We start from the raw sequence: 16,061 nt of genomic DNA on the forward strand, positions 1-16,061 counted from the left end.
TCGACGGATCCCGGAACTCTTCATCGCTTAGCCGCGCACCCGGCGCCCCTTCTCGCCGGCCCGGCCCCGGCCGAGCACCGCTTCCGCTCTCGACCCAGCCCCACCCGGCACTCACGGCTGGTCAGCCCCTCGGTCCGGAGCCCTTCGACGGATCCCGGAACTCTTCATCGCTTAGCCGCGCACCCGGCGCCCCTTCTCGCCGGCCCGGCCCCGGCCGAGCACCGCTTCCGCTCTCGACCCCGTCCCACCCCACCCGGCATCCACGGCTGGTCAGCCCCTCGGTCCGAGGTCCTTCGACGGATCCCGGAACTCTTCATCGCTCAGCCGCGCACCCGCCGCAGCTCCTCGCCGACCCCGCCCAGGCCGCGCACGACTTCCGCCGTCGGCCACGACCCACAGCGGTCGGCTGCGCAGCCGCAGTCCTCCCGCCCTGCCTTCGCGCTGCGCCGGGCCGCCACCGCCCCTCGCCGCCCTCCACCGCTCGCGGCGGCCACCCAGCCACAACCACCCCTGCGGCGGCGAGCTCCACACTCACCGAGCCTTCGGCCTCGGCTCCCATCCGTGGCAGTCACGAGCGCACCGGCGCCCGTGGTACCTGGGCGAGCAGCCGGCCGCCCTTCCGGCATCGGCGGTTCGTCGCCGTCGCTCTGACTTGCGGCGGTCGGGTGCTCAGTCGCAGATCCTCCGTTCAGTGCCTACTCCGCAGCGCTCGGGAGCACGGCCGGAGTCCGTGGCATCTGGGCGGCGGCCGCTGGCGCTTCGGTGTCGTCGGTCGACCGAGATGGTCAAACCGGCACCGGCCTTTCTTCGCCGTCGCGCGGGCCCGCGGTGTTCAGGAGTGCGACCGCGGGCCGCGCCGCTGTTTCGGATCGGCGGCGGGCGGGTGTGTAGCAGCGGTCCTTGGCGTCAGCCCGGGAACTCTGCGGCGGCCGGGCCCGCCGCGCTGGCACTCCGCGGCGCTCAGGCCCGCAATCGCAGTCCCTTCGGGGTTGCGCGGAAGCCGGCCTCGCGGAGGACGTCGGCGAGTTCGGAGGTGAGGGCTTGTTCGCCGTCGGCGCGTTGGACGGCCAGTTGGCCCAGCCAGCCCTCGCGGACGGCGGTGGAGAGGCCCGCGGCCGCGGCTTGGAGGGGGGCGCGGTCCTCGGTGAAGCTCAGCAGGGAGCGGCCGCCGCGTTCGACGTAGAGGGCGGGGACGCCGTCGACGAGGACCGCGAGGGCGCCGGCCTTGCGCGCGGGGCGGTGTTTCGTGTCGCCGGTGGCGGCGGGCCAGGGCAGGGCCGCGCCGTAGGGCTGGGCGGGGTCGGCGGCGGCCAGGACCACCGCGCGGTCGCTGCCGGCCCGGGCCGGAGAGCCGGACCAGCCGTCCGTGCCGGGCGCGGGGCCCGACAAGGCACGTAGGCGGTCGACCGCGCCCTTCGCCGCGAACTGCGCCGCGCCGAGGCCCTCCACCACGTAGCCGCGCACGACCTGCCCCGAGTCCTCCATGCCGCGCAGCACCTTGTAAATCCCGGAAAAACCGCCCGTGACCCGTTCGGTGTCGAGGGCGCCGCGCGTGAGCACGCCGTGCCGTTCGAGGAACGCCTCCGTGCGCGCGTGGGCCCGGCGCGTCGGATCGGTCTCCCGCGCCGGCGTGAGGGCCCAGCGTCCCGCGACCGTCGGCGGACCGGTGCGCGACGGCATCGCCGGGCGCCCCGCCCGCAGCCGCGCGTACCGGCCGCGCGGAGCCTGCCGCCGAGGTTTGTGCGCGCCGTGGCCCGCGACCTGCGCGCGCAGCGGTGCCAGCGTGTCGCCCGTGACCAGCCCGGCCCACACCAGATCCCACAGCGCACCCGCGATGTCACCGTCGTTCGGCGGCGACTCCAGCTGCGGCGAAACCCGGTCCACCAGCTGCCGGAAGAACAGTGCGCCACCTTCCAAAGTGGACAGCAGAGCCTCGTGCACCGGGCTCGACGGCGCGTTCTCCTCGACCTCCGGCAGCAACAGGTCGGCCACGTCCGTCGGCGCGAGCGCCAGCCATCCGTCCCCGCCGGACAGCGCGCCGCAGCCCGCCCACGTGACCTCGCCCGCCGTGGTGAGCTCGTCGAGCAGGCCGGGGGAGTAGCCCGGCAGCCGGCTCGGCAGGATCAGCGACTCCACGGCACTCGCCGGCAACGGCGCACCCGCCAGCTGCTCGACCACCGACAGCACGTCGTCCGCCGTCGGCGCCGAGCGCACCCGCGCGCCGATCCCGTGCCACGACGGCAGGAACCGGCCCAGCGCCGCCGGCTCCACGGGCTCGACCTCCGCCCGCAGCTTCGCCAGCGACGCCCTTCGCAGCCGCCGCAGCACCGCCGCGTCGCAGTATTCGAGCCCCACGCCGTGGGTGTCCGGGTGCCCGACCGGGCTCAGTTCACCCCGGACCAGCCGCCCCTGCCCGGTCAGCCGCTCCAGCACGCCCGTGACCACCGCCGGGCCGAGCCCGAACCGCGCGGCCGCCGCCGAAGCCGGGAACGGTGCGCGGATCCGCGCGTACCGCCCGAGCAGGTCGCCCAGCGGGTCCTCCACCGGTTCCGTGAACGCCTCGGGCACCCCCACCGGCAGCGCGACCCCCAGCGCGTCGCGCACCCGCCCGGCGTCCTCGATCGCCAGGAACCGTTCCTCGCCCGCGATCCGCACCCGGATCGCCCGCCGCGCGGCTTCCAGCTCCTCCAGCCACTCCGGCTGGATCCCCCGTTCCAGAGCCTCCACAGTGGACAGATCACCGAGGAACCGCAACAGGTCGGCCGCGTCCTCCGCCGAACGCGCGTGCCGCTCCGGATCCAGCCGCTGCAGCGACCGCTCCACCTCGCGCACGGCGTCGGGATCCAGCAGCTCCCGGATCGCCTCCGTGCCGAGCAGCTCGGCCAGCAACCCGGAGTCCAGCGACAACGCGGCCGCCCGCCGCTCGGCCAGCGGCGCGTCGGTCTCGTACAGGAACATCCCGACGTACCCGAACAGCAGGCTCCGCGCGAACGGCGACGCCGCCGGCGTCTCCACCTCCACCAGCCGCACGCGCCGCGCCCGGACGTCGGCCATCAGCTCCCGCAGCCCGCCCACGTCGTAGACGTCCTGCAGGACCTCCCGCATCGCCTCCAGCACCACGGGGAAGCGCTCGTACTTCGCCGCCACCGACAGCAGCTGTGACGCCCGCTGCCGCTGCTGCCACAACGGCGTCCGGCGCCGCGGGTCGCGCCGCGGCAGCAGCAGCGACCGCGCCGCGCACTCGCGGAACCGTGCGGCGAACACCGCCGACCCACCGACCTCTGCGACGATCAGCTGCTCGACCTCCTCCGGGTCCAGCAGCACGTCGTCGGCGCCGATGGTGACCTCGCCGCCCTCGGCGTCGAGCGCGTCGGGCAGCCGCAGCACGATGCCGTCGTCGGAGTGCGCCACCTGCGCGTCGACACCCCGGTTCTCCCGCAAACGCGCGGCGATCGCCAGCGCCCACGGAGCATTGACCTGCGCCCCGAACGGCGAGTGCACCACGATCCGCCAGTCGCCCAGCTCGTCGCGGTAGCGCTCCAACAGGATCGTGCGGTCGTTCGGCACATGCCGCGTCGCCGCCTTCTGCTCCTCCAGGTACGCCAGCAGGTTGTCGCACGCCCGCTGGTCGAGGCCCGCCGCCGCGGCCCGGTTCCGCGCCGCCGCGCTGTCCGAAGTGGACAGTTCCCGCACGAACGCGCCCAGCGCCCGCCCCAGCTCCAGCGGCCGTCCCGCCGCGTCGCCCTTCCAGAACGGCATCCGCGCGGGCTCGCCCGGCGCAGGCACCACGATCACGCGGTCGTGGGTGATGTCCGTGATCCGCCACGACGACGTGCCCAGCAGGATGGTGTCGCCGACACGCGACTCGTACACCATCTCCTCGTCGAACTCGCCCACGCGCGAGCCCGGTTTGTCGTCGGCCCCCGGTGTCATCACGGTGAACAGCCCGCGGTCGGGGATCGTGCCGCCCGACGTGACCGCCAGCCGCTGCGAGCCCGGCCGCCCGTGCAGCTCACCGGTCACGCGGTCCCAGGTGATCCGCGCCCGCAGCTCGCCGAACTCCTCGCTCGGGTACCGCCCGGCCAGCATGTCGAGCACCGCGTGCAACGCGTCGTCGGGCAACGCGGAGAACGGTGCCGCCCGCCGCACGAGCGCCGCGATCTCCGGCACCGTCCACGACTCGAGCGCCACCATCGCCACCACGTGCTGCGCCAGCACGTCGAGCGGGTTGCGCGGGTACCGCACGGCCTCGATCGCGCCCGCGGCCATCCGCTCCGCGACCACCGCGCACGACACCAGGTCACCGCGGAACTTGGGGAACATCACCCCGGACGACACAGCCCCCACCTGGTGCCCGGCGCGCCCGACCCGCTGCAGCCCCGACGCGACCGTGGGCGGCGCCTCGATCTGCACCACGAGGTCGACCGCGCCCATGTCGATGCCCAGCTCCAGCGACGACGTCGCCACCACGCACGGCAGCCGCCCGGACTTCAGTTCCTCTTCCACGTGGGTGCGCTGCTCCCGCGACATCGACCCGTGGTGGGCGCGCGCGATCGTCGGCACCGCACCGGTCGTGAGCCCGGACTGTCCGATCGCCTCGGCGGGGAACGCGTCGCCGGCCCGCAGCTCCGTCTGCTCGGCCGCCAGCTCGTTGAGCCGCGCCGTGAGCCGTTCGGTGAGCCGCCGCGAGTTGGCGAACACGATGGTCGACCGGTGCGCCTGGATCAGCTCCAGCACCCGTTCCTCGACCGCCGGCCAGATCGACGGCCGCTTCACCTCGGCGCCCGCGATCTCCTCCTGCGTGCCGATGCCGCCCTCGGAAGGCAGCTGCGACAACGACGTGAGGTTCTCCAGCCGCTCCATCGGCGACGGCGCCGGCCCGTCGAGGTTCGCCATGTCCTCCACCGGCACCTCGACGCGGACCTCGATGGTCTTCGCGAGCTTCGGCTGCACCACCGTGACCGGCCGCCCGCCGGCGAGGAAGGAGCTCACCTCGTCGACCGGCCGCACGGTGGCCGACAGTCCGATCCGCTGCGCGGGCTTCGGCAGCAGCGCATCGAGCCGCTCCAGGGACACCGCCAGGTGTGCGCCCCGCTTGCCGCCCGCCACGGCGTGGACCTCGTCGACGATCACCGTCTCCACACCCGCGAGCGACTCCCGCGCCGACGAAGTGAGGATGAGGAACAGCGACTCCGGCGTGGTCACCAGCACGTCGGGCGGGGTCTTGCCGAACGACCGGCGCTCGGCCGCCGTGGTGTCGCCGGTGCGCATGCCGACCTCGATCTCCGGCACCGGCAGTCCCAGCCGCCGCGATGCCTGCGAGATCCCCGCGAGCGGCGCGCGCAGGTTGCGCTGCACGTCGACCGCCAGCGCCTTCAACGGCGAGACGTAGAGGATCCGGCAGCGCTTGCGCGGCTCCACCGGCGGTGGTTCCACCGACAGCCGGTCGAGCGCCCACAGGAACGCGGACAGCGTCTTGCCGGACCCGGTGGGCGCCACGACCAGGGCGTGCTGCCCGGCGTGCGCGGCCCGCCAGGCCCCTTCCTGCGCCGCGGTCGGCGCGGCGAACGCCCCCTCGAACCACGTGCGGGTCGCGGGGGAGAAGAGGTCGAGGACGTCTGCTGCCACGTCCTCCATGATGCGCGGCACCCCCGACAGTTTCCGATTCCCGCTGTCGCGAACGGTCCCTTCGCGGCGAAAGACCAGGTCACGGCGCCGCCGACCACCCGACCGGGCGATCCGGACGTGCACTGCGTCACGTCCATGACCACTCGCCCCAACCCCTCCGCCCGGTCGTCCTCTCCAGGCGACCCACCAGCGAGATCGCGCCGGCTTCGGGATTGTGCGGTGCGATCGGCCCCCGGGCCGATCCGACCGTACAATCCCGAAGCTGGCTCAGAGGCGATCTCGCACGCCCCGGCGGAGCCGGGGCAGAAAACACAGGGGGAGTGGAAGTGCGGATCCTGTCGGTGGACCTGGGGACGTCCAACACGGTCGCCGTCCTTTCGGCGTACGGCAGGCCGCCGCGGGTCGTCGAGGTGGACGGGTCGGCCAACATGCCCTCGGCGATCTTCGCCGGCGAGGACGGCACGATCATGGTGGGCCGCGACGCCGAGCGCCGCGCGCGCCTGGACCCCACCCGGTTCGAGCCCAACCCGAAACGCCGCATCGACGAGCAGACGCTGCTGCTGGGCACCGACGTCGTGCCCGTCAACGAAGCCCTCGCCGCGATCCTGCGCCGCGTGCTCGACGAGACGACCCGCCAGCTCGGCGGCGAGCAGCCCGACGAGGTCCGCCTCACGCACCCCGCGCAGTGGGGGCCGGTGCGCCGCAACGTCCTGCTGTCCTCGGCCCGGCTCGCGGGCATCGGCGCGAGCGTGGTCCTGGTGCCCGAACCCGTCGCCGCGGCCGCGCACTTCGCGTCGTTCCCGGGCAAGGGCCTCGCGCCCGGTCAGGCGCTCGCGGTGTACGACCTGGGCGCGGGCACGTTCGACGTGGCCGTGGTCGGCGCGACGCAGAACGGCTACGTCGTGCTCGCCGAAGACGGCCTGCCCGACCTCGGTGGCCTCGACGTCGACCAGGCGCTGATGGTGCACGTGGGGCGTGAGGTCTCGCACTCGGATCCCCAGCGCTGGCAACGCCTTCTGCGGCCGGAGTCCACCGCGGACCGGCGCACGCGGCGCGCGTTGCAGGAGGACGTGAAGGCGGCCAAGGAGGCGCTGTCACGGCACCCGCAGACCGAGGTGCCGATGCCGGAGCCGTTCAAGGACGTGCTGGTCACGCGCGGCGAGCTCGAAGGCCTGGTGCGCCCGGCGATGCTGCGCAGCGTGGAGCTGCTCGCGCGCACACTGCGGACGGCCGGGCTCACGCCGGACCGCCTCGCGGGCATCTACCTGGTCGGCGGGTCGAGCCGGCTGCCGCTGGTCGGCTCGATGATCGCGGAGAAGATCGGCGTGGTGCCCGCGAGCCTCGACCAGCCGGAAACGGCCGTGGCGCTCGGCGCGCAGCACGTGGCGCGCGACGGGCTGTCGATGCGGACGCAGAACGTGGAAGGCCAGGTCGCGGTGGGTGCGCCCGCGTACGCGCCGGGCGGGTATCCGCCGCCGCCCCCGCAGCAGCCTCCGGCCGGGTACGCGCAGCCGTCTTTCCCGGCGGGGCCGGCGCCGTCGAACTTCCCGACGTATTCGCCGGCCACCGCTGCCGCCGCGCCGGCGAAGAAGAGCCGGACGAAGCTGTGGATAGGCGTCGCGGTGGCGGTGGTCGTGGTCCTCGCCGCGGGGCTCACGGTGTTCCTGACGTCGTCCTCGTCGGTGCAGACCTACACCGCGGACCAGTGCCGCACGCCCGGGCCGGCCGACGCCCAGGGCCTCACCGGGTGCCTGCGCCAGCTCGCGGGGAAGATCGCCGACACCGGCGGCTGCCATCCAGGCATGGGCAACGGCCCCGCCGCGCCCGCGCAGAGCCTCGGCGCCACCTCGACGTGCGCGGCACCGGGCCGCGCGGGCTCGCAGGTGACGTACGTGCAGGGCACCTCGGCCGCGGTGCTGAAGCAGTACACGGACGGGCTGCTCGCCTCCGCCGGCGGCGACCGCGTGGAGGCCGCGTGGAAGGGCAACGGACTGGAGGGCCACTACTCGTCAGCGGCCGGGCAGAACGCGGCGGTGCTGGTGTTCACGGTGTCCGACCGGCCGCTCGCCGGGTTCATCTACCAGGTCAATTCCGCAGGTCAGGGCGCCGCACCGACCCCGGGGACGCTGGCGGACTACTTCGAGCAGAGCGTGCAGCCCGGCGAGTGAGAAGTTTTCGTTCGCTGCCGCGGCGCGAACGGGCCGTTCGCGCCGCCGGGAAGGTCGCGAGTTAGCATTCGGCCGATGCGTATCACGGTGTTCCGGCGGCTCATGGCGGACGAGTTCGGCCCCGGACGGGCCGAGGTCCTGGCCCAGGACCACGTGCTCAGCGGGCTCGGGGGGAGGACCGTCGACCAGGCTCTGGCGGCGGGGATCCCGGCGAAGCAGATCTGGCGTGAGGTGTGCGAAGCCTTCGACATCCCGCCGGAACGGCGCTGACCTGCGGTTCACTGGTTCGTCCCGGGGAAGGGGAGCTCGGAAGGGCGAAAAATCCTAGCGGACGGGCGTGTCGCCACAATCCTCGAACACCTGTTCGTCTACAGTGTTGTGCACACCGGGGGCCGGCGATCCACAGATCGGTCGCCGTGCCGGGAATTGTCGGTCCCTCCCCGTAGCGTCGGACCGGACAGAGCTTGATCTGGACAACCGAACAAGCCACACAGGCCAACCAGCGAGGTGGACCCCAATGCCAGCAGCACCCGACAAGGACAAGGCGCTCGAACTTGCCCTTGCGCAGATCGACAAGCAGTACGGCAAGGGCTCGGTGATGCGCCTCGGCGAAGAGGGCCGCGCGCCCATCGCCGTGATCCCGACCGGCGCGATCGCCCTCGACGTCGCACTCGGCATCGGCGGGCTGCCCCGCGGCCGCGTCATCGAGGTGTACGGCCCGGAGTCCTCCGGTAAGACCACGGTCGCCCTGCACGCGGTGGCCAACGCGCAGAAGAACGGCGGCATCGCGGCGTTCATCGACGCGGAGCACGCGCTGGACCCGGAGTACGCCAAGAAGCTCGGCGTGGACACCGACGCGCTGCTGGTCTCCCAGCCGGACACCGGTGAGCAGGCGCTGGAGATCGCGGACATGCTGATCCGCTCCGGCGCGCTCGACATCCTGGTCATCGACTCCGTCGCCGCGCTCGTGCCGCGCGCCGAGATCGAGGGCGAAATGGGCGACTCGCACGTCGGCCTCCAGGCCCGGCTGATGAGCCAGGCGCTGCGCAAGATGACAGGTGCGATGAACAACTCCGGCACCACCGCGATCTTCATCAACCAGCTGCGCGAGAAGATCGGCGTCATGTTCGGGTCCCCGGAGACCACGACCGGTGGTAAGGCGCTGAAGTTCTACGCCTCGATCCGCCTCGACGTGCGCCGCATCGAGACCCTCAAGGACGGCGGCGAGCCGGTCGGCAACCGCACCCGCGTCAAGGTCGTGAAGAACAAGATGGCCCCGCCCTTCAAGCAGGCCGAGTTCGACATCCTCTACGGCGTCGGCGTCTCCCGCGAGGGTTCGCTCATCGACATGGGCGTCGACCAGGGCATCCTGCGCAAGTCCGGCGCCTGGTACACCTACGAGGGCGACCAGCTCGGCCAGGGCAAGGAAAACGCGCGGAAGTTCCTGCGCGACAACCCGGACATCGCCAACGAGATCGAGAAGCGCATCAAGGAGAAGCTGGGCATCGGCCCGCAGGTCGACGCCGAGGTCGTCGAAGCTGCGGTTCCGGCGCCGGTCGACTTCTGATCGGGAAGGGGAGGGGTGGGGTGCGTTCGCGGTGAGCGCTCGCCGATCCCCTTCCGTGGTGTCTTGTGGGGGTCGAACCCCCACACCCCCGCCAGGGGGCAAGCCCCCTGGACCCCCGGCGGGGTTGCGTTGGTGAGGTGAAGTCGCCGGGGAGGGATGGGTGTGGCGTGCTCGTTGAGGGCGCTCGCCGGTTTCTCTCGTCGGTGTCTTGTGGGGTGCGAACCCGCACCAAGCCTCGCTAGGCAAGTTTGCAGAACCTGGCGTAGTTGCGTTGGTGAGGTGAGTTCGCCCGCGTGGCCGGGTCGGCCCGTGGGTGGGGGAGTGGTGGCGCGTCGTCGGGCGGAGAGGGCTCGGCGGGGCGGAGGTGCAGAGGGTGCGTGAGGGAGGAAGGGCGTAGTGGCGAGGGCGCCGAAGGTGGAGCCGGCGGAGCTGCCGCCGGAGGAGCGGGCCAAGAAAGCCAAGGAGATCTGCTTCGATCTCCTGGCGGCGCGGCCGCGAACTGTCGAGGAGCTGCGGCAGACGTTGCGGCGCAAGGGTTTCGACGACGACACCACCGAAACCCTGCTCGGCAAGCTCGACCGCGCCGGCCTCGTCAACGACGCCGAGTTCGCCGAGATGTGGGTCAAAGCCCGGCACGCCGGTCAGGGCCTCTCTCGCACGGCGCTCGTCGCCGAGCTGCGCCGCAAAGGCGTCGACGACGAGATCGCCACCCAGGCCGCCGGCGAGGTCGACCGCGAGGCGGAGGAACAGCGGGCCCGTGAGCTCGTTCGCAAACGCCTGGGGTCCCTCGGCAACGTCGACGAGCAGACGGCCATCCGCCGCCTCCTCGGCTTCCTCGGCCGCAAGGGCTACCCGCAGGGCCTCGCCTACACCGTCATCCGCGACGAGCTCCGCGAGTTCGGCGCCGAATCCAGCCTCCTGGACGACGCCACCATCGACTGATCTCGCCACCCGGCGCCGCGAAACCCGTTCCCGGAAGCCGAACTTCGAACGACCCGGCGGTTCGCCAGGCGCACGACCGCGGCGAAGCACGGCCGCAATGAAGCATGGTCGCGATGAAGCACGGTCGCGGCGAGGCCTGGTCGCGGCGAGGCGCGGCTGCGACGACCTACGGCTGCGGTGAGGCACGGCTGCGGTGAGGAACGGCTGCGGTGAGGAACGGCTGCGGTGAGGCACGGCTGCGGTGAGGAACGGCCGCGGTGAGGAACGGCTGCGGCGAAGCACTGCGGCCCTGCCGTTCCCCACCCCGCACGGGGAACGGCAGAGCAAGGCGGTTCAGCTGCGCAGCGCGGCGGCCTCGGCGGCCAGCTTCTCGACCGTCCCGAAGTCCTTGGCCGCCAACAGCTTCGCCGGCGTCAGCCAAGAACCGCCGATGCAGCCGACGTTCGGCAGCGCCAGGTACGACGGCGCCGAGTCCACGGTGATCCCGCCGGTCGGGCAGAAGCGCAGGTCCGGCAGCGGTCCCGTCAGCGACTTCAGGTAAGCCACCCCGCCGCTGGCTTCCGCCGGGAAGAACTTCAGAGCCGTCAGGCCACGTTCGGCCAGGCGCATCGCCTCGGACACCGTCGCGGCGCCCGGCAGGAACGGCAGCCCGGTGGCGAAGCAGGCGTCGAGCACGGCGTCGGTGCAGCCGGGCGTCACCAGGAACTTCGCGCCCATATCGGCGGCCTGCGCGGCCTGCGCCGGCGACGTCACTGTGCCCGCGCCCACGACGATGTCCGGCACCTCCGCGGCCACGCGCTCGATCGCAGCGAGGGCCACGGGCGTCCGCAGCGTCAGCTCGATCACCCCGATCCCGCCGGCGAGCAACGCGCGCGCGGTGGGCACGGCGTCGTCGACGTCGTCGATCACGACCACGGGCATCACGGGCGAAAGGGCGAGCAGGTCCGGACCGGTGGTCACTGACCGACCTCCTGGGTTTCCAAGGTGTGCAACGGCAGTCCGAGTGTGCCCCGCCCGGCGGGCGCGCCGCGGAGCAGGTCCAGCTCGGCCGTCAGCGGGCCGAAGACGCTCGCGCCCTGGTCGGCGGGACCCACTGCGCGGCGCAGCGCGCCGAACAGCTCCCGGCCGGTGCCTTCCACGAACGACGGCGGAGCGTCCAGAAGATCACGGTGCGCGAACTCGTCGGCGTCGACCAGCACGTCGAGCGTGCCGGAGCGGGCGTCGAAGCGGACGACGTCACCGTCGGCGATGCGGGCGATCGGCCCGCCCACCGCGGCCTCCGGCGTGACCTGGATGGCCGCCGGGATCTTGCCCGACGCGCCCGACATGCGCCCGTCGGTGAGCAGCGCGACCTGGAAACCACGGTCCATCAGCACACCCAGCGCCGGCGTGAGGCCGTGCAGCTCCGGCATGCCGTTGGCCTGCGGCCCCTGCTGCCGCAGCACCACCACGACGTCACGGTCCAGCTCACCGGCCTCGAACGCGACCGCGAACGCCTCCTGCGACGTGAACACCCGCGCCGGCGCCTGCACCACGCGGTGCTCCGGCGCCACCGCCGACACCTTCGTCACGGCCCGGCCGAGATTGCCGGCGACCATGCGCAGCCCGCCGTCCGGCGCGAACGGCCGCCACACTGGGCGCAGCACGTCTTCGTCGAGGCTGCGGGTGGGCACGTCGCGCCAAACCAGCTCGCCGTCGGACAGGATCGGCTCCTGCGTGTAGCGGCGCAGCCCGAACCCGGCGACGGTGTGCACGTCCTCGTGCAGGAACCCGGCGTCGAGCAGCGTGCCGACCAGGAACTGGATGCCGCCGGCGGCGTGGAAGTGGTTGATGTCCGCGCTGCCGTTCGGGTACACGCGCGCCAGCAGCGGCACGACGGCAGACAGGTCCGAGAAGTCGTCCCACGTCAGCTGGATGCCCGCCGCCGCGGCGATCGCCACGAGGTGCATCGTGTGGTTGGTCGAACCACCCGTGGCGAGCAGCGCGATGATGCCGTTCACGAACGCTTTTTCGTCCAGCACCCGGGAAACCGGCGTGTAGGACGCGCCACGCGACAGCTCGACCACGCGCCGCCCGGCCTCCTCCGTCAACGCTTGGCGCAGCGGCGTGTTGGGCGGCACGAAGCTCGCACCCGGCAGGTGCAGGCCCATCACCTCGACGACCATCTGGTTCGAGTTGGCCGTGCCGTAGAAGGTGCACGTGCCGGCCGAGTGGTACGACGCCGCTTCCGCGTCGAGCAGGTCTTCGCGCGTCGCGAGACCCTCGGCGTAGAGCTGGCGCACGCGGGCCTTTTCCTTGTTGGGCAAGCCGGAGTTCATCGGCCCGGCCGGCACCAGGATCGCCGGCAGGTGCCCGAACGACAGCGCGCCGATCAGCAGCCCGGGCACGATCTTGTCGCACACGCCCAGCAGCAGCGACGCGTCGAACAGGTCGTGGGACAGTGCGATCGCCGTCGCCATCGCGATCACCTCGCGGCTGAACAGCGACAGCTCCATGCCCGGCCGGCCCTGCGTGACCCCGTCGCACATCGCGGGCACGCCACCCGCGAACTGCGCGACGCCGCCTGCCGCGCGCACCGACTTCTTCAGCCACGAGGGGTACTCCTGCATCGGCTGGTGGGCCGACAGCAGGTCGTTGTAGGACGACACGATCGCCACGCCCGGCGCGCGCAGCTCGCGCAGCGCCGCCTTGTCCACGCCGTCCATCGCGGCGAACCCGTGCGCGAGGTTGCTGCACGCGAGACCGCGGCGCACCGGGCCTTCTTCGTGGGCGGCGGCGCTGCGGGCGAGGTGGGCGGCGCGCGTTTCGGCGCTGCGTTCGACGATGCGGGCGGTGACCTCGGCGACGACGGGGTGCACCGCCGGGTCGGGTGTGCTGCTCATGTCCGGCTCCCGGCTCACTTCGTGGTGGGGTCCTGCGTGGTGGGGTCCGCGGGACGGCAGCACTGGCGTCTCAGGAACGTGACGGCCACCACGGTAGCCGGTGTCGGGCGGGTTATCAAAATCGATTCAGTAAATCCCGGCAAACAGCGAGCCGCACCCGCGTGTCGGGTGCGGCTCGCTCGTTCCGGGCTCACGGGGCCGTGGTCGTCCAGGTGACGGGCAGCTCGTGGACGCCGTAGATGTTCATGTCCGTCCGGAGTTTCACCTGGTCAGCGGGGATCGCGAGCTCCAGGGTCGGGAAGCGCCGCAGCAGCGCCGCGAACCCGGCGCGCATCTCGATGCGGGCCAGCTGCTGGCCGAGGCACTGGTGCACGCCGTGGCCGAACGCCAGCTGGCCGCGCGAGTTGCGGCGGATGTCCAGCGTGTCCGGGTTCTCGAAGCGCCGCGGGTCGTGGTTGGCGGCCAGCGTCGAGACGACGACGGTCGAACCGGCCGGGATCGTCTCGCCGCCGAGCTCGAGGTCTTCGGTGGCGTAGCGGAAGTTGATGTCGACCACCGACAGGTACCGCATGAGCTCCTCGACGGCCCCGGGCAGCAGCTCCGGGTCGGCGCGCAGCTCGGCCAGCTGCTCGGGGTGTTCCAGCAGCGCGAACGTGCCGAGCGCCAGCATGTTCGCCGTGGTCTCGTGGCCGGCGAGCAGCAGCAGGAACGCGATGCCGGTGAGCTCCTCGATGCTGAGGTCCTCCTGCCGGGCCAGGTCGGACAGGATGTCCTCGCCCGGGTTCTCGCGCTTTCCCGCCACCAGAGTGCCGAGGTACGTGGTCAGCGCACCGTAGGCCGCCATCTTCTCCTCGAGCTCCTGCTCCTTGACCAGGAACTTCGCGGAGTTGGCCTGGAAGTCGGCCCGGTCCTCGTACGGCACCCCCAGCAGCTCGCAGATCACCAGCGACGGCACCGGCAACGCGAACTCCTTCACGAGGTCCACCGTCGGCGTCAGCCGCGCCATCGCGTCCAGCTGCCGCTCCACGACCTCGGCGATGTGGTCCTCCAGCTGCTTCATCCGCTTCACGGTGAACGCGCCCGTCAGCTTGCGCCGCAGCCGCGTGTGGTCCGGCGGATCCATCGCGATGAACAACCCGGGCACCTGCGGCGACGGCTCCGTGGCGGGCGGCATCCCGGGCGTCTCGTAGGGCACGTGCATGACCCCCAGGTCCTGCCGCGAGCTGAAGCGCGTGTCGGCCAGCAGCTGCCGCACCTCGTCGTACCCGGTGACCAGCCAGCCCTCGTGCCCGTCCGGGAAGAGCATCGGACTGACCGGCCGCGCCTCCCGCAACCGCGTGATCTCCCGCGGCGGATCGAACGGTCCCGCGTCGCGCTCCATCGGCAACCCCTGCGGGACGGACACCGTCTGGCTCATGGGACTTCCTTTCGTGGTGGTCTTGGGGACCACTCTGGCGGCACCGGCTGACACGGCCCTGATACCGCTCTGACACCTCCGTCGCAGCCGTGTCCGGACTGAAACCCGCCTCGCATCCACCGCCTGACCAGCACCCCCACGGCCGGTCCGCCACGACACGCCCCGGGAGGGGTCGACTCCCAAGGTCAAGAGGCAATACGCTAGGGAATGTGCTACTTGTCACATAGCACAACGCGAGGCAGAGTCGTACGTGGCGAAAGTGATCGTCACCCGGTTCCTGTCAGCCCCACCGAACAGGGAGGCTCCCGATGTCCACCACAGAGCTCGCCGAACTGCGGCGCACCATCGGCCAGTTGCGGCAGTGCGTGGGCGCCCTGCGCTCTCGGTACGGCGACGCGTCGGCGGTGCGCCGGCTGGCCAACGATGTCGAGCGCCTCGACATCGACACCGCGGAGCTGGACGGCCACCCGCACGCCGTGCCGGCGCAGGCGAAACCCGTGGACCGCGTGCCCGTCCCGGACACTCCTTACGATCCGGCGTTGTGGCAAGGCGCCGATGACGAGGGCGTTGGCGGCTACAAGCGCGACCAGCGGTGAGCGCCCCCGCTGACAACGACGTCAGCCGGGCCGGCGCCGGCGTCCGCTCCCCGGGGCGGGCGCTTCTGGCCGACCGGACGTTGCGCACCGACCGGTGGTGGCTGCAACCCCTGCTCACCGTGCTGGGGCTGGCGACCTTCATCGTCTACGCGACCGTTCGCGCCTTCGTGCGCACCGCGTACTGGGTGCCCGACTACCACTACCTGACGCCGTTCTACTCGCCGTGCGTGTCCACTTCCTGCGTCGAAGGCTCGAGCCACTTCGGGCACTGGTTCGGCGACTTCCCGAGCTGGATCCCGCTCGGGGCGCTGGTCCTGCCGTTCCTGCTCGGCTTCCGCCTGACCTGCTACTACTACCGCAAGGCGTACTACCGCTCGGTCTGGTTCTCGCCGCCCGCGTGCGCCGTGGCCGAGCCGCACGGGAAGTACACCGGCGAGACGAAGCTGCCGCTGATCATCCAGAACGTGCACCGCTACTTCTTCTACGTCGCGGTGATCGTGTCGCTGGTGAACACCTACGACGCCGTGGTCGCGTTCCAGAGCCCCAGCGGGTTCGGCTTCGGGCTGGGCAACATCATCATCGTCGCGAACGTGGTGCTGCTCTGGGCGTACACGCTCTCCTGTCACTCGTGCCGGCACGTCACCGGCGGCAGGCTGAAGCACTTCTCGAAACATCCCGTCCGGTACTGGGTCTGGACGCAGGTCTCGAAGCTCAACACCCGGCACATGCAGCTCGCGTGGACCACGCTCGGCACGCTGGTGCTGACCGACCTCTACGTGATGCTCGTGTCGAGCGGAGCCATCGTGGATCTGCGTTTCGTCGGCTAGCGTCGGCACCCTCTCTCCGGCAGTAGTAAGACAA

The 16,061-nt window shown here is 72.1% G+C and carries 10 protein-coding genes; 6 read left to right on the forward strand and 4 right to left on the reverse strand.

The window, feature by feature from the left end; translation table 11 throughout:
- Positions 1–960 precede the first annotated feature (960 nt).
- Positions 961–5,637 carry an ATP-dependent helicase gene (locus AB0878_RS30950; RefSeq protein ID WP_366583830.1) on the reverse strand — a complete coding sequence of 1,559 codons (4,677 nt, stop codon included), beginning with the start codon at positions 5,635–5,637 and terminating at the stop codon, positions 961–963.
- A 317-nt stretch (positions 5,638–5,954) separates the two neighbouring features.
- Between AB0878_RS30950 and AB0878_RS30955 the strand changes: the two genes are divergently transcribed.
- The 4 genes from AB0878_RS30955 to AB0878_RS30970 all read left to right on the forward strand — a co-directional run bounded on the left by AB0878_RS30955 (position 5,955) and on the right by AB0878_RS30970 (position 10,305).
- Positions 5,955–7,796 carry an Hsp70 family protein gene (locus tag AB0878_RS30955; protein WP_366583750.1) on the forward strand — a complete coding sequence of 614 codons (1,842 nt, stop codon included), beginning with the start codon at positions 5,955–5,957 and terminating at the stop codon, positions 7,794–7,796.
- A 75-nt stretch (positions 7,797–7,871) separates the two neighbouring features.
- Positions 7,872–8,066: a DUF3046 domain-containing protein gene (locus AB0878_RS30960; RefSeq protein ID WP_360605301.1), complete on the forward strand. Its 195-nt coding sequence runs from the start codon at positions 7,872–7,874 to the stop codon at positions 8,064–8,066.
- A gap of 247 nt (positions 8,067–8,313) precedes the next feature.
- The gene (gene recA / locus AB0878_RS30965) at positions 8,314–9,363 is read left to right on the forward strand and encodes a recombinase RecA (RefSeq protein WP_366583751.1); all 1,050 of its coding nucleotides are present in this window, start codon (positions 8,314–8,316) and stop codon (positions 9,361–9,363) included.
- A gap of 414 nt (positions 9,364–9,777) precedes the next feature.
- Positions 9,778–10,305: a regulatory protein RecX gene (locus AB0878_RS30970; protein WP_366583831.1), complete on the forward strand. Its 528-nt coding sequence runs from the start codon at positions 9,778–9,780 to the stop codon at positions 10,303–10,305.
- Between the two features lie 333 nt (positions 10,306–10,638).
- Here AB0878_RS30970 and eda read toward each other — a convergent pair whose 3' ends face one another.
- The 3 genes from eda to AB0878_RS30985 all read right to left on the reverse strand — a co-directional run bounded on the left by eda (position 10,639) and on the right by AB0878_RS30985 (position 14,604).
- Positions 10,639–11,265 carry a bifunctional 4-hydroxy-2-oxoglutarate aldolase/2-dehydro-3-deoxy-phosphogluconate aldolase gene (gene eda / locus AB0878_RS30975; RefSeq protein ID WP_366583752.1) on the reverse strand — a complete coding sequence of 209 codons (627 nt, stop codon included), beginning with the start codon at positions 11,263–11,265 and terminating at the stop codon, positions 10,639–10,641.
- Entirely contained in the window at positions 11,262–13,187 is a 1,926-nt protein-coding gene (gene edd, locus AB0878_RS30980) for a phosphogluconate dehydratase (RefSeq protein ID WP_366583753.1), read from the reverse strand. The genes eda and edd overlap by 4 nt, the downstream gene beginning before the upstream one ends.
- A gap of 190 nt (positions 13,188–13,377) precedes the next feature.
- Positions 13,378–14,604, reverse strand: a complete 1,227-nt coding sequence (locus AB0878_RS30985) for a cytochrome P450 (protein WP_366583754.1) — start codon at positions 14,602–14,604, stop codon at positions 13,378–13,380.
- Positions 14,605–14,912: 308 nt separating this feature from the next.
- Here AB0878_RS30985 and AB0878_RS30990 point away from each other — a divergent pair, with 308 nt between their 5' ends.
- A complete protein-coding gene (locus tag AB0878_RS30990) occupies positions 14,913–15,200 on the forward strand; it encodes a hypothetical protein (RefSeq protein ID WP_220238087.1) in 288 nt (95 codons plus the stop codon).
- Entirely contained in the window at positions 15,197–16,027 is an 831-nt protein-coding gene (locus AB0878_RS30995) for a hypothetical protein (RefSeq protein WP_366583755.1), read from the forward strand. The genes AB0878_RS30990 and AB0878_RS30995 overlap by 4 nt, the downstream gene beginning before the upstream one ends.
- Positions 16,028–16,061: the final 34 nt, after the last annotated feature.

Source organism: Amycolatopsis sp. NPDC047767 (assembly GCF_040704195.1).
Classification (GTDB): Bacteria; Actinomycetota; Actinomycetes; order Mycobacteriales; family Pseudonocardiaceae; genus Amycolatopsis.

What these genes read in the sequence shown, in the direction of transcription:
- AB0878_RS30950 (WP_366583830.1), bottom strand. Translation starts at nt 5,637, where the DNA reads ATGGAGGACGTGGCAGCAGACGTCCTCGACCTCTTCTCCCCCGCGACC.
- AB0878_RS30985 (WP_366583754.1), bottom strand. Translation starts at nt 14,604, where the DNA reads ATGAGCCAGACGGTGTCCGTCCCGCAGGGGTTGCCGATGGAGCGCGAC.
- edd (WP_366583753.1), bottom strand. Translation starts at nt 13,187, where the DNA reads ATGAGCAGCACACCCGACCCGGCGGTGCACCCCGTCGTCGCCGAGGTC.
- AB0878_RS30960 (WP_360605301.1), top strand. Translation starts at nt 7,872, where the DNA reads ATGCGTATCACGGTGTTCCGGCGGCTCATGGCGGACGAGTTCGGCCCC.
- AB0878_RS30990 (WP_220238087.1), top strand. Translation starts at nt 14,913, where the DNA reads ATGTCCACCACAGAGCTCGCCGAACTGCGGCGCACCATCGGCCAGTTG.
- recA (WP_366583751.1), top strand. Translation starts at nt 8,314, where the DNA reads ATGCCAGCAGCACCCGACAAGGACAAGGCGCTCGAACTTGCCCTTGCG.